Annotated in this window: 13 protein-coding genes; 8 read left to right on the top strand and 5 right to left on the bottom strand. The window is 67.8% G+C overall.

All coding sequences use genetic code 11. The features are described from left to right. The first annotated feature begins 19 nt into the window (after window positions 1-19). The 7 genes from FB560_RS16680 to pknB all read left to right on the top strand — a co-directional run bounded on the left by FB560_RS16680 (window position 20) and on the right by pknB (window position 8990). The gene (locus tag FB560_RS16680) at window positions 20-736 is read left to right on the top strand and encodes an FhaA domain-containing protein (protein ID WP_141873641.1); all 717 of its coding nucleotides are present in this window, start codon (window positions 20-22) and stop codon (window positions 734-736) included. Then, window positions 733-1257, top strand: a complete 525-nt coding sequence (locus FB560_RS16675) for an FHA domain-containing protein FhaB/FipA (protein ID WP_141873639.1) — start codon at window positions 733-735, stop codon at window positions 1255-1257. The genes FB560_RS16680 and FB560_RS16675 overlap by 4 nt, the downstream gene beginning before the upstream one ends. A gap of 7 nt (window positions 1258-1264) precedes the next feature. Further along, window positions 1265-2572, top strand: coding sequence for a PP2C family protein-serine/threonine phosphatase (locus FB560_RS16670; protein ID WP_141873637.1), 1308 nt, complete (start codon window positions 1265-1267; stop codon window positions 2570-2572). Then, window positions 2569-3954, top strand: a complete 1386-nt coding sequence (locus FB560_RS16665) for an FtsW/RodA/SpoVE family cell cycle protein (protein ID WP_141873635.1) — start codon at window positions 2569-2571, stop codon at window positions 3952-3954. Before FB560_RS16670 ends, FB560_RS16665 begins: the two co-directional genes overlap by 4 nt. 67 nt (window positions 3955-4021) lie before the next feature. Further along, a complete protein-coding gene (locus FB560_RS16660) occupies window positions 4022-5476 on the top strand; it encodes a peptidoglycan D,D-transpeptidase FtsI family protein (RefSeq protein ID WP_141873633.1) in 1455 nt (484 codons plus the stop codon). Further along, window positions 5473-7257, top strand: coding sequence for a protein kinase domain-containing protein (locus FB560_RS16655; protein ID WP_229672939.1), 1785 nt, complete (start codon window positions 5473-5475; stop codon window positions 7255-7257). Before FB560_RS16660 ends, FB560_RS16655 begins: the two co-directional genes overlap by 4 nt. 41 nt (window positions 7258-7298) lie before the next feature. Next, window positions 7299-8990, top strand: a complete 1692-nt coding sequence (gene pknB / locus FB560_RS16650) for a Stk1 family PASTA domain-containing Ser/Thr kinase (RefSeq protein ID WP_141873630.1) — start codon at window positions 7299-7301, stop codon at window positions 8988-8990. Between the two features lie 4 nt (window positions 8991-8994). Here the strand turns inward: pknB and FB560_RS16645 are convergent, their stop codons facing one another. The 3 genes from FB560_RS16645 to FB560_RS16635 are packed head-to-tail and all read right to left on the bottom strand — an operon-like array spanning window position 8995 to window position 10603. After that, window positions 8995-9627 (bottom strand): anthranilate synthase component II, encoded by a 633-nt coding sequence (locus FB560_RS16645; protein WP_141873628.1) that lies wholly within the window; start codon window positions 9625-9627, stop codon window positions 8995-8997. After that, complete coding sequence (locus tag FB560_RS16640) at window positions 9624-9779, bottom strand: DUF4175 domain-containing protein (protein ID WP_141873626.1); 156 nt, start codon at window positions 9777-9779, stop codon at window positions 9624-9626. Before FB560_RS16640 ends, FB560_RS16645 begins: the two co-directional genes overlap by 4 nt. A 29-nt stretch (window positions 9780-9808) precedes the next feature. Beyond that, the gene (locus FB560_RS16635) at window positions 9809-10603 is read right to left on the bottom strand and encodes a class E sortase (RefSeq protein WP_141873624.1); all 795 of its coding nucleotides are present in this window, start codon (window positions 10601-10603) and stop codon (window positions 9809-9811) included. A gap of 92 nt (window positions 10604-10695) precedes the next feature. On the opposite strand from FB560_RS16635, the gene FB560_RS16630 reads away from it, so the two are divergent. Further along, complete coding sequence (locus tag FB560_RS16630) at window positions 10696-10935, top strand: cell division protein CrgA (RefSeq protein WP_029264180.1); 240 nt, start codon at window positions 10696-10698, stop codon at window positions 10933-10935. Between the two features lie 188 nt (window positions 10936-11123). Here FB560_RS16630 and FB560_RS16625 read toward each other — a convergent pair whose 3' ends face one another. Both FB560_RS16625 and FB560_RS16620 read right to left on the bottom strand, forming a co-directional pair. After that, entirely contained in the window at window positions 11124-12011 is an 888-nt protein-coding gene (locus tag FB560_RS16625; protein WP_141873622.1) for a rhomboid family intramembrane serine protease, read from the bottom strand. Between the two features lie 21 nt (window positions 12012-12032). Beyond that, window positions 12033-12590, bottom strand: coding sequence for a peptidylprolyl isomerase (locus FB560_RS16620; RefSeq protein WP_141873620.1), 558 nt, complete (start codon window positions 12588-12590; stop codon window positions 12033-12035). Window positions 12591-12594 lie beyond the last annotated feature (4 nt).

Raw genomic sequence — 12594 nt, 5'->3', positions numbered from 1 at the left:
GGCATGCCAGAGGAGCCCAGTGGGACTACTTGACAGCTTTGAGAAGGGTCTCGAGCGCGCCGTGAACGGCGCCTTCGCGAAGACCTTCCGCAGCGGCATCCAGCCGGTGGAGATCGCTTCGGCGCTCCGGCGTGAGGCCGATACGAAAGCCGCGGTCGTGAGCCGCGACCGCATCATCGCGCCCAACAGCTATGTCGTGCGTCTCAGCCCCGACGACGCGGATCGCATGCGCGGGCTCGGCGGCGCGCTGACCGACGAACTGCACGCCCTCCTGACCAAGCACTCCAAGGCACAGGGGTACAGCTTCGCCGGTCCGCTCGCGATCTCTCTCGAAGCGGATGACAAGGTCGCCACCGGCACCGTGCGCGTCAGCTCCGGCACGGTCGAAGGCCGCGTCAGCTGGCAGGCCGTGGTCGATGTCGACGGACGCCGTCACTCGATCACCCGCGCCCGCACGGTCATCGGCCGGGGAACGGATGCCGACATCACGATCGCGGATGCCGGATCCAGCCGCAAGCACGCCGAGATCCTGTGGGACGGCGAGCGCGCCATGATGCGCGACCTCGGCTCCACCAACGGCACCAAGGTCAACGGGCAGAAGCTGCGCGAAGCCGCGCTCCCCTCCGACACCACGATCACGATCGGCCGCACCGACCTGGTGTTCAAGATCGTCCCGGTCGCGACGCCTTCGCGCCCGACGGATGACTCCACCCGGGCGTTCGGAGCCCTGTCATGAGTGAACTCGTCCTTCTTCTGCTGCGCATCGGCTTCCTGGTCGTGCTGTGGTTCTTCGTCTTCGGCGTCATCTACTCGCTGCGCGCCGACCTGTTCGGCGTCAAGGTGCGCAAGCTCCCCGTCGAGGCGACGGCGGGCGGTGCTCCCGCGGCGAGCGCGACTCCGGCTCCCGTGCAGGCTCCGCGGCCGGCATCCGCGAAGCCCTCGACGGGTCCCGCGACGATCGCCACCGCGAAGCGCCTCGTGATCACGTCCGGCCCCAAGGCCGGGCTGGAGCTCCCTCTCGGCGCCGACTCCCTCACGATCGGACGCTCCAGCGAGTCGGCCCTCGTGATCCGCGACGACTACACCTCCAGCCACCACGCGCGCCTCATGCTGCGCGGCGACAGCTGGGCCATCCAGGACCTGGACTCCACCAACGGCACCTTCGTCGCCGGTCAGCGGGTCTCGGGCTCCCCCGTCAACCTCTCGCTCGGCACGCCCATCAAGGTGGGCGCCACGACCTTCGAGCTGCGAGCCTGACCCCGGCATGGTCTTCGAAGGCTCGAGCTCTGCGATCTCCCATACCGGGAAGGTCCGCTCCAACAACCAGGACTCCGGATACTCCGGGGCGAACCTGTTCGCCGTCGCCGACGGCATGGGCGGCCACGCCGGCGGCGACGTCGCCTCGAGCATCGCGATCCAGCGACTCGAGCCCCTCGACCAGGGTTACGCGTCCACCGAAGACGCGCAGGCATCGCTGCAGGCCGCCGTCACCACCGCCGCCGGAGACCTCATCCGCGCCGCCAAGGAGCGTCCGGAACTCGCGGGCCTCGGCACCACGGTCAGCGCGATCATCATGGTCGACGACTACGCCGTCATCGGCCACATCGGCGACTCCCGCATCTACCTCTACCGCGACGACGCGCTGACCCAGATCACGGCTGACCACACTTTCGTGCAGCGTCTCGTCGACTCCGGTCGCATCACCCCCGAGGAGGCGCGCTACCACCCGCGCCGCTCGGTGCTGATGCGCGTGCTCAGCGACATGGACTCCGATCCGGAGCTCGACCTGTTCGTGATGCACACCCAGCCCGGCGATCGCTGGCTGCTGTGCTCCGACGGCCTCTCCGGCGTGGTCGACGAGACCCGTGTGCTCAAGGCCATGCGCCTGGGCCTCGCCCCGGGCCGCACGGCCGACAACCTGCTCAAGCAGGCCCTCGACGGCGGAGCGCCCGACAACGTCACGATCGTGCTGGTCGACGTGGGCGGACAGCATCCGCTCTCCTCCGGCACCCCGACGATCGTCGGAGCCGCCTCGAACCCCTCCGGCCTGCTCGTGCCCTCCGCCCGTCCCGCCCGTTCGAACTGGCTGCACCCCGTGCGCCAGGCCGCGAACGAACCGAGCCACTTCGAGCCCGCAGCGGAGTACCTCGAGGAGCTCATCGAAGAGGACCGCCGACGCGCGAAGCGTCGCCGCCTGGGCTGGATCGCCGGCGTGCTCGTGGTCATCGCGATGCTCGGCTTCGCGGCGTTCGCCGCCTACAGCTGGACGCAGACGCGCTACTTCATCGGCGCCGACGACGACAGCGTCGTGATCTTCCAGGGTGTGCAGCAGAACATCGGGCCGATCACCCTCTCGACGCCGGTGCAGGACACCGACATCCTGCTCGCGAACCTGCCCGAGTACCAGCGCGCCTCCGTGGAGCGCACGATCTCGGCCCGATCGCTGTCGGATGCGATGGCGATCGTCGACCGGCTGCGGGCCGGGGCCGATGCGAACGCCCTCCCGACGCCCTCTCCGACGCCATCGCCCATGCCGATGCCGACCGAGACCCCGGCCGGAGGTGACGGATGAGTACCGACGTCTCCGCCGACACCAGCGTCATCAAGGCGCTCAAGCGCATCCGCCTGCCCCAGACGCAGCGCAACCGTGAGTTCTGGCTGCTGCTGTTCGCGTGCGCCATCGCCGGGGCATCGCTGACCCTCGTGCAGCTCGGCGCGCTCGGTGTGATCGACCCCGTGGTCCTCGGGATCGGCGGCGGCCTGGCCGTGCTGGCGTTCGCGCTGCATTTCGTGCTGCGGGCCGTGGCCTCCGACGCCGACCCGTTCGTGCTCCCGATCGCCACACTGCTCACCGGACTCGGCATCGCGATGATCTACCGCATCGACATCGCGTTCAAGAACACCGGCTGGGATGCCTATTCCACCAAGCAGCTGGCGTGGACGGCGATCTCTCTCGCGGGCGCCATCGCGGTCGTGATCGCGCTGCGCAACTACCGCATCCTCTTCCGCTACACCTACATCTTCGGCCTCGCCGGCATCCTGCTCCTGCTGCTGCCCTTCGTACCGGGACTGCGCATCGCCGATGCGAACGCGGCGGTGTGGGTGTCGCTGGGCGGTGTCTTCGCCTTCCAGCCCGGCGAGCTCGCGAAGATCTGCCTCGCGATCTTCTTCGCCGGCTACCTGGTGCGCACGCGCGAGAGCCTCACCTCGGTCGGCACGCGTTTCCTCGGCATGACATGGCCGCGCATGCGCGAGCTCGGACCGGTGCTCGTGGTCTGGGTCATCTCGCTCGGCATCATCGTGCTGCAGCGCGACCTCGGCACCGGAACGCTCATCTTCGGGATGTTCGTCGCGATGCTCTACGTGGCGACGGGCAAGACCAGCTGGGTCGTGATCGGTCTGGGTCTCGTGGTCGCCGGCGTCGCCGTGGCCACCCAGATCCTCAGCTACGTGCGCGGCCGTTTCATCAACTGGCTGTTCCTGTTCGACCCGAATTACGTCGACCCCGACGTCGCGGGCTACCAGCCGATGCAGGGCCTGTTCGGCCTGGCGCGCGGCGGCTTGATCGGCACCGGATGGGGCCAGGGCCGACCCGAGGTCACCCCCCTCGCGCACAGTGACTACATCATCACCAGCCTCGGCGAAGAACTCGGCCTGATCGGCCTTTTCGCAATCCTGTGCCTCTACATGGTGTTCGTGAGCCGCGGGGTGCGCATCGGCCTCGCGGGTCAGGATGACTTCGGCAAGCTGCTCGCGACCGGCCTCTCGTTCACGATCGCGCTGCAGGTGTTCATCATGGTCGGCGGCGTCACGCGGGTCATCCCGCTGACCGGCTTGACGACCCCGTTCCTCGCCGCCGGAGGTTCCTCGCTCGTGGCCAACTGGCTCATCGTGGCGCTGCTCCTGCGCATCTCCGACGGCGTCCGCCGCCAGCCCCGGGTGGTGATCGGATGACCCGTCGACAGGCTCCGGGCCAGCTCCCCTCCTTCTCGATCCTCTGCGCAGCGGGGGGTGACGCCTCATGACCCGTGAACTCCGCCGTCTGAGCATCGTGATGCTGTTCATGTTCATCGCGCTCTTCGCCGCCACCAGCTGGATCCAGGTCGTCGAGGCCGATGCGTTGGCGCAGAACCCGAACAACAAGCGCACGCGCCTCGACAGCTACGAGATCCAGCGCGGATCGATCATCGTCAACGGCACCGCGATCGCGACCTCGGTACCCAGCGACGACCAGTACCAGTTCCAGCGCGTCTATGCGGATGCCGCGATGTGGGAACCGGTCACCGGCTACTTCAATGCGGCTCTGGACTCCCGGACGGGCATCGAGCAGGCCATGAACACGGATCTGTCCGGCACCGGTTCCAACGCGTTCTTCGCCGAGATCGAGCGCATCATCTCAGGTCAGCCGCAGCGCGGTTTCAGCGTCGAGCTCTCGCTCGACACGGCGGCCCAGCGCGCGGCCTACGAGGCGCTCGACGGCCTCACGGGCGCCGTCGTCGCGATCGAGCCGAAGACCGGACGCATCCTGGCCATGGTCTCGACGCCCGGTTTCGACACGAACCTGCTCGCGACCCACGATGCGGATGCCGCGAACTCCGCCTACGCGCAGCTCGCCGCCGACCCCTCGAAGCCGCTGTCCAACCGTGCCATCGCCGGCGACCTGAACCCACCCGGATCCACCTTCAAGATCGTGGTCGCCGCTGCCGCGTTCGCGAGCGGCGACTGGACCCCCGAGTCCACGCTTCCGAACCCCGCCTCGTACACACTCCCCGGTTCGTCCAGCAAGGTGTCCAACGCCTGGGGCAGTGCCTGCGGGCCCGGCGCCACGGTGACGATCGCCGAGGCGATCCGCCTGAGCTGCAACATCCCGATGGCGGAACTCGCCGTCGAACTCGGCGACGACGCGATCCGCGAGATGGCCGAGAAGTTCGGCTTCAACAAGAGCTTCGACACGCCGCTCACGTCGACGCCGTCCAGCTACCCCCGTGGGCTCGACGATGCGCAGACCGCGTTGACCGGTTTCGGACAGGGGCAGGTCACCGCGACCCCCCTGCAGATCGCGATGGTCGCAGCGGGAATCGCCAATGACGGGGTCGTCATGAACCCGCACATGGTCGACGCCGTGATCGGAGACGACCTCTCGGTCATCCGCGCGTTCGACAACAGCGAGTTCGGCCGCGCGATGGACGCGGACACGGCCGACGAGGTCACTGCCGCCATGGTCGCGAGCGTCTCTACGGGCGCGGCGCAGGGTGCAAGAATAGACGGGGTCAACGTGGCGGGTAAAACCGGTACAGCCGAGAACGGAAACAAGCCGCATACGTTGTGGTTCACGGGGTTCGCCCCCGCGGACGACCCGGCGGTCGCAGTAGCAGTCGTCGTCGAGGACGGCGGCGGTCAGGGACAATCAGGATCCGGCGACACGATCGCCGCTCCGATTGCGAAGAAGGTCATAGAGGCGGTGCTGGGCAGATGAGGCCGACGCAGGGTGTGTCGTTCGGTGGTCGCTACGAGTTGCTGTCGCGAATCGCGATCGGCGGCATGGGCGAGGTGTGGGAAGCGACGGATCACGTCATCGGACGTACCGTCGCGATCAAGATCCTCAAGGACGAGTACATGGGGGACCCCGGGTTCCTCGAGCGTTTCCGTGCGGAAGCACGTCACGCGGCACTCGTGAACCATGAGGGCATCGCCAGTGTCTTCGACTACGGCGAGGAGAACGGCAGCGCGTACCTCGTCATGGAGCTCGTGCCCGGTGAGGCTCTGTCGACCGTGCTCGAGCGCGACGGCGCGCTGAGCGCCGACAAGACGCTCGACATCGTGGCCCAGACGGCATCCGCACTGCAGGCGGCCCACGCCGCCGGCCTCGTGCACCGCGACATCAAGCCGGGTAACCTGCTGATCACTCCGGATGGCCGCGTCAAGATCACCGACTTCGGCATCGCGCGCATCGCCGACCAGGTGCCGCTGACGGCCACCGGTCAGGTCATGGGAACCGTGCAGTACCTGTCGCCGGAGCAGGCATCCGGTCACCCGGCCTCCCCCGCGACCGACACGTACTCGCTCGGCATCGTGGCGTACGAATGCCTGGCGGGCAAGCGTCCGTTCACCGGTGAATCGCAGGTCGCGATCGCGATGGCGCAGATCAACGAGCAGCCGCCGCCGCTCCCGCCGACCGTGCCGATCCCGGTGCAGAACCTCGTGATGGCGATGATCGCCAAGAAGCCGAGCGACCGCCCGTCGTCTTCGGCGACCGTCGCGCGCGCCGCACAGGCGCTGCGTCGCGGTGACCTCAACTCCGCGGCCATCGCCGTGCCCGCGATCGCCACCGGCGGCATCGCGGCGAACGACGACGCCACGCGTCTCCTCACCGCCACCGGCGATGACGGTGCCACGCGCATCCTTCCGACGACGGCGCAGCTGCCCACGGGCGACGGCACCGAGGAAGAGACCGAGAAGAAGAAGCGCAGTCCGTGGACCTGGCCGCTCGTCGCCCTGATCACGCTGCTCGTCATCGTTCTCGGTGGCACGGTCTTCGCCCTCATGAACCAGGGCGACGGCGACGACAAGCCCTCCGGTACGCCGACGACCTCGCAGACGACGCCACCGGCGACTCCTTCCGACACACCGGATCCTGAGCCGACCCGCGTCGACGTGAGCGCGCTCAACCTCCAGGGCATGGACTGCGCGACCGCGACGGCCACGCTCAAGGACAACGGCTTCAACAGCGAGATCACCTGCGTGAACGGCGACCCGGCACCCACCGATGCCGAGGTCGGCCGCGTGTACAACGTGGAACCCTCCGGAAATGTCGACGTCACGCGCGCGATCACGCTGACGGTGTACGCCGCCCGCACGGCTCTCCCCGTGCCGAGCGACATCCCCACGATCACGGGTGACCCGGTCGCCGGCAGCACGGTGACGATCGCCTGGGGAACCGGATTCACCTGCCCGAGCGGAACGACGCTCTCCGGCTACGTGGTCTCGCTCACCAACGGCACCTTCGCCGCCGGTGGCCCGAACTTCCCGGCCAGCCAGCGCAATGCGCAGGTCGTGGTCGGTGACGCTGTGGGCAAGCAGCTCATCGCCAGCTACCAGGGAATGTGCTCGGGTGGCGACCAGCGCACGTCTGACGCATCGCCGCCACTGTCGGTCACGATCACCGCTCCGGTGGTCGACCCCGGCGAGGGTGAGGGTGACGGCGGCAACGGCAACGGCAACGGCAACGGCAACGGCAACGGCAACGGCAACGGGTAGCCTTATTCCAGCTCAGAATCAGTTTTGCCAGGGGGTAGTTCGTGTCCACAGAGTCACGCGTTCTCGCGGGTAGGTACCGCGTCGGCGAGCTCATCGGGCGCGGGGGAATGGCCAAGGTCTACCGCGGCCAGGATCTGACGCTCGGCCGCGAGGTCGCGATCAAGATCCTCGACCCCGAACTCGCCAAGGACACCGCGTTCCGCACCCGGTTCCGTCTCGAGGCTCAGGCCGCGTCACGGATGTCGCACCCGTCGATCGTGCGCGTGTACGACGCCGGCGACCCTTCGAACACCGACAGCTCGTCGGACGACCCTCCCTACATCGTGATGGAACTCATCAGCGGCACGCTGTTGAAGGACATCATCGCCTCAGGCCCCGTGCCGGTGGAGGACGCCGTCCGCTACACCGACGGCATCCTCGAGGCGCTCGACTACTCGCACCGCGCAGGTGTCGTGCACCGCGACATCAAGCCGGGCAACGTCATGGTCACCGACAAGGGCCAGGTCAAGGTCATGGACTTCGGCATCGCCCGCGCGGTGTCGGATTCATCGTCGACCGTCGCCGAGACCACGCAGATCATCGGCACCGCCGCCTACTTCTCACCCGAGCAGGCGAAGGGCGAGCCGGTCGATGCCCGCGCCGACCTCTACTCCACCGGTGTGGTGCTCTACGAGCTGCTCACCGGACGCCAGCCCTTCCGCGGTGAGTCGCCGGTCGCCGTCGCGTACCAGCACGTGAGCGAGACGCCGCTCCCCCCGACCGAGGTCAACGAAGACGCCCCCGGCGCGCTCGACCCCGTGGTGCTGCGCGCGCTCGCGAAGGACCCGTACCAGCGCTACCCGGATGCCGCACACTTCCGCGCCGCTCTCGACAGCGCGGCCAGCGGCCACGCGCCGAGCCGCAAGGAGCTCGGCGCCCTCACCAGCGAGCTGTACGGCCCGAGCCCCCGCCAGGCGCAGGAGACCGCACGCTCCCTGCGGCAGCTCAGCACCGACACGACCATGGCCCGCACGCAGTCGGGTCCGCCCGTCGCCTGGATCTGGGCCGGTGTGGCTCTCCTCGCCGTGCTCCTCGCCTCCGTGCTCTTCTGGGTCTGGACCATCAGCATGCGTCCTCCCGAGGTGCCCACCACGTCCCGTGTCGTGCCGAACCTCGTGAACGTCTCATCCGAGCGGGCGCAGTCCGACCTGTCGGACCTCGACCTCACGACCAAGCTGGTGGTCGAGACCAGTACCGACATCACCGAAGGCAATGTGATCCGCACCGATCCCGAGGCCGGAGAGACCGTCAGTGAGGGTGACACGGTCACTCTCTACGTGTCCTCCGGCGTCGAGACGTCGACGGTTCCCCAGCTCGAGGGGATGTCGCTCACGGATGCCAAGAAGGCGTTGACCGCCGCCGGGCTCGAACTGGGCACGGTGATCCAACGCAATGACAAATCGATCGCGGCGGACACCGTGATCTCTGCGAGCGAGCAGGAAGCCGACGAAGTCGCTCCCGGCACGGTGGTCAATCTGGTCGTGGCCAGCGGCAAGGTCACTCTGACCGACCTCGCCGGATGGACCCTCGCTGCGGCGACCACGAACCTGGAGTCGCTCGGACTCACCGCCACTCCCGTCGAGTCGGCCGACTGCCCGGCGACGGATCCTCCGACCGTCGTCTCGATGTCGGTGGCGCCGGGCGACGTCCCGATCGGATCACCGGTCGAGCTCCGCTACTGCACAGGCGAGTAGGGGTTCAGCGCGACAGCGGGTGCAGGGCTTCGGCGCGCTCGACGGCGGACGAGTCTCCGAGCGAATCGAGCCAGTTCGCCAGCAGTCGGTAGCCGCCGTCGGTGAGCACGCTCTCCGGGTGGAACTGCACACCGTGGATCGGCAGGTCGGTGTGGGAGATGCCCATCACCGTGCCGCTCTCCGTGCGCGCCGTCACTCTCAGCTCCGCCGGAAGATCCGCCTCGGCAAGCGCGAGTGAGTGATAGCGCCCGACGTCGACCGGCGAGGGCAGCCCGGCGAAGAGCGTGGAGTCGTCGTGATGCACGGATGAGACCATCCCGTGCATCAGTTCCGGTGCCTCGGTCACGGGCGCACCGAACGCGGCACCGATCACCTGATGTCCCAGGCACACGCCGAGCAGCGGCATGCGGGTGCGTGCGGCGAGGCGCACGGCCTCGAGCGATACCCCGGCGTCAGCCGGAGAACCCGGTCCCGGCGAGAGCATCAGGGCGTCGAAGTCGGGCAGCAGCCGCGTGAGACCGAGGGTGTCGACGGCATCCGACTCGATCATCGTGGTCGTCGCGCCGAGCTCGTGCAGGTAACCGACCAGGGTGTGCACGAAGCTGTCGTGGTTGTCGACCACGAGCACACGGGTCATTCGAGGTCGATCTCACCGGGGGAGATGATCGGGCTCACCCAGGGGAACACGTAGTAGAACAGGGCGTAGAGCACCGCGGAGACGACGATCAGCACGATCAGCAGTCGCACCCACCAGGGGCCGGGCAACAGGCGCCAGAGTCCGGCGTACATCAGTCTTCTCCCTCGTCGCTTTCCACAACCTACACCGACGGTGCGGCCGGGGGAGGCGGCGGATCGGTCAACGCCTTCGGCGGCCCCTCGGCCCGGGGCTGGAAGCTCTCGAAGACCCCGTAGGCGACGATGCGCTCGGCGAGCGAGTACAGCGGCGAGCATGCGGTGAGGGTGATGTAGCGTTCGCCCGTCTGCACCTCGGGCACCTGCGGCACGTCGGCGAGCACGTCGGTCTGCGTCGGCTTCACGTACTCGAGGGTGCGGAATCGGTAGGTGAACCAGCCGTCGGGCGTCTCGACCACGATCGCGTCGTTCAGCTGCAGCTTGTCGAGCTGATTGAAGGGCTTGCCCCACGTGGTGCGATGACCGGCCATCGCGAAGTTGCCGACCTCGCCGGGCATCTTCGAGTTCGTGTAGACGCCGATGCCGAGATCATCGAGCGTGCGTGCGCGGCTGGTACCGCCGTAAATGCCGAAGTTGTAGTCGGCACCGAACCGCGGCACGTGCATGCGCCCCAGCTCCTCGGTGTCGGCGGGCACGGCGGGGATGACCGGCTCGTACTCGGTCGTACCGTCGTCCTTCTCGATCAGGGGTGGGAGCTCGGGCGCAGGGGCCGCAGCCCACGCCGCGGAGACCGCAGCACCCTCCTCGTTCTTCTGGGCGCTGATGATGATGTCGCCGATCCACATCTGCCAGGCGACGAACAGCAGCACGAGAACGCCGGCGGTGAGCAGGAGCTCGCCGAGAACGCTCGCGAACGTCGCCCGGGACCGTGGCCGGGAACGACGCGGGCGTCGCCCCCCAGGCGCGACGGATGCAGTCATGGCCGCGATCCTATCGCTCGGTGCTGAACGGATGCCGAGGAGAGGGAGACCCGACATCGATTCGAGACAGCACTCTTGGGTACAATGACGGAATGGCACGAGAGCGCAAGAGTGAAGAGCCCGTCGTCGAGCGCGCCGAGGGCGAGGCGGCTCCGAACGCCGTCTGGTTCAAGCCGGTGATGATCGGCTTCATGCTGCTGGGTCTGGCGTGGATCCTCGTGTTCTACATCTCAGGGATGCAGTTCCCGATTCCCGGTCTCGACAACTGGAACCTGGCGATCGGCCTGGGCATCGCCCTGATCGGCTTCCTGATGACCACCCGTTGGCGCTGACCCGCACTCCACGACTTTCCCGAAGGGCCCCTCGCGATGCGAGGGGCCCTTCGCGTATCCACTCCCCAGAACCCCACAAGCCCTCAACAAGTTATCCACAGATCTCTCCACAGCCTGGGGAGAATTACACCGGTGTTATTCACAGGGGTCAACAACCCTGTTAACAACTCGGGATCAGGACGGAAGGGTCACGACAGAAGGATCAGCGGGGGGACGAGGAACACGACGAGGAGCAGCGCGACCACGGTCACGGCGAGCAGAACGATCTGCCAGATGCGCTGTTCTCGTCGCTTGGTGCGGGTGTAGATGAAGGCGATGAGGGCACCGACGATCGCGCCACCCAGGTGCGCCTGCCAGGCGATGCCGCCGACGAAGAACCCGAAGGCGAAGTTGATCCCGAGGATCACGAGGATCCCGGTGACGTTCGCGCCGATGTGGCGACCGATGATCAACAGCGCAGCCATGAGGCCGAAGACGGCGCCGGAGGCACCGACGGTCGCGGTGGTGGGGGCGAGGACCGCGACCATGACGGAGCCGCCCAGGCCGCTGATCAGATACAGCGAGAGGTAGCGGGCGCGGCCGAGCATCGGCTCGAGGCTCTGGCCCAGCATCCACAGCGCGAGCATGTTCAAGGCCAGGTGGACGAACCCGCCGTGCACGAACACCGCAGTGAGCAGGCGCCACGGCTCGAAGGGGTACGGCGAGATGCTCGGGTAGAGATAAGGCGCCGCGAAGAGGAGCGCATCGGTGATCTGAGGACCGAGCCCCGGAATCAGCTGCAGCAGCCCGATGAACGACGTGATCGCGAGCAGCGCGTAGGTGACGACCGGCTTGCCGCTGCGAGCCGCGGCGATGGATCCGCCGCCGCCCCAGCGACGCTCGGCGCGCTTCTGCGCGGGGGTGCGGTTCTTGCGCTGCTCCTGCATGCACTCGGGGCAGATGACCCCGACGGGTGCCGGTGTCTGGCACTCCGGGCAGATGGTGCGCAGGCAGCGCTGGCAGAGCACGAAGCTCTGCCGATCCGGATGCCGGTAGCAGAAGTTGTCGCGATTGCTCGTGAACTCAGGCGTCGACATCCGGATCGGCCGAAGGTGTCGTCAGGCCGCGACGATGTCGATCGACTGCAGCACGACCGGCTCGATGGGGCGGTCGCCCGCACCGGTGGCGACGGCGCCGATCGCGTCGACGACGGCCTTGGAGGCGTCATCGGCGACCTCGCCGAAGATCGTGTGCTTGCCCTGCAGCCACGGGGTCGGGTCGGTGGTGATGAAGAACTGCGAACCGTTGGTGCCCTCGGGCTTGCCCGTGATGGCGTTGCGACGCAGGCCGGCGTTGGCCATCGCGAGGATGTAGGGAGCGTTGAAGTTCAGCTCGTTGTTGATCTCGTCGTCGAAGTTGTAGCCGGGGCCGCCGACGCCCTGTCCGAGCGGGTCTCCGCCCTGGATCATGAAGTTCGGGATGATGCGGTGGAAGACGACGTCCTTGTAGAGAGGACCCTCGCCCGGCTTGCCGGTGGCGGGGTGCGTCCACTCCTGGGTGCCGTCGGCGAGGCCGACGAAGTTCTTGACCGTCTTCGGGGCGTGGTCACCGAAGAGGTTGATGACGATGTCACCGTGGTTGGTGTGCAGGGTTGCGACGTGAGAGGCGTGAGGCATGCGT

It is taken from the genome of Microbacterium saperdae (assembly GCF_006716345.1).
GTDB classification, from domain to species: domain Bacteria; phylum Actinomycetota; class Actinomycetes; order Actinomycetales; family Microbacteriaceae; genus Microbacterium; species Microbacterium saperdae.
This window is presented reverse-complemented; position numbering and strand designations above follow the sequence as displayed.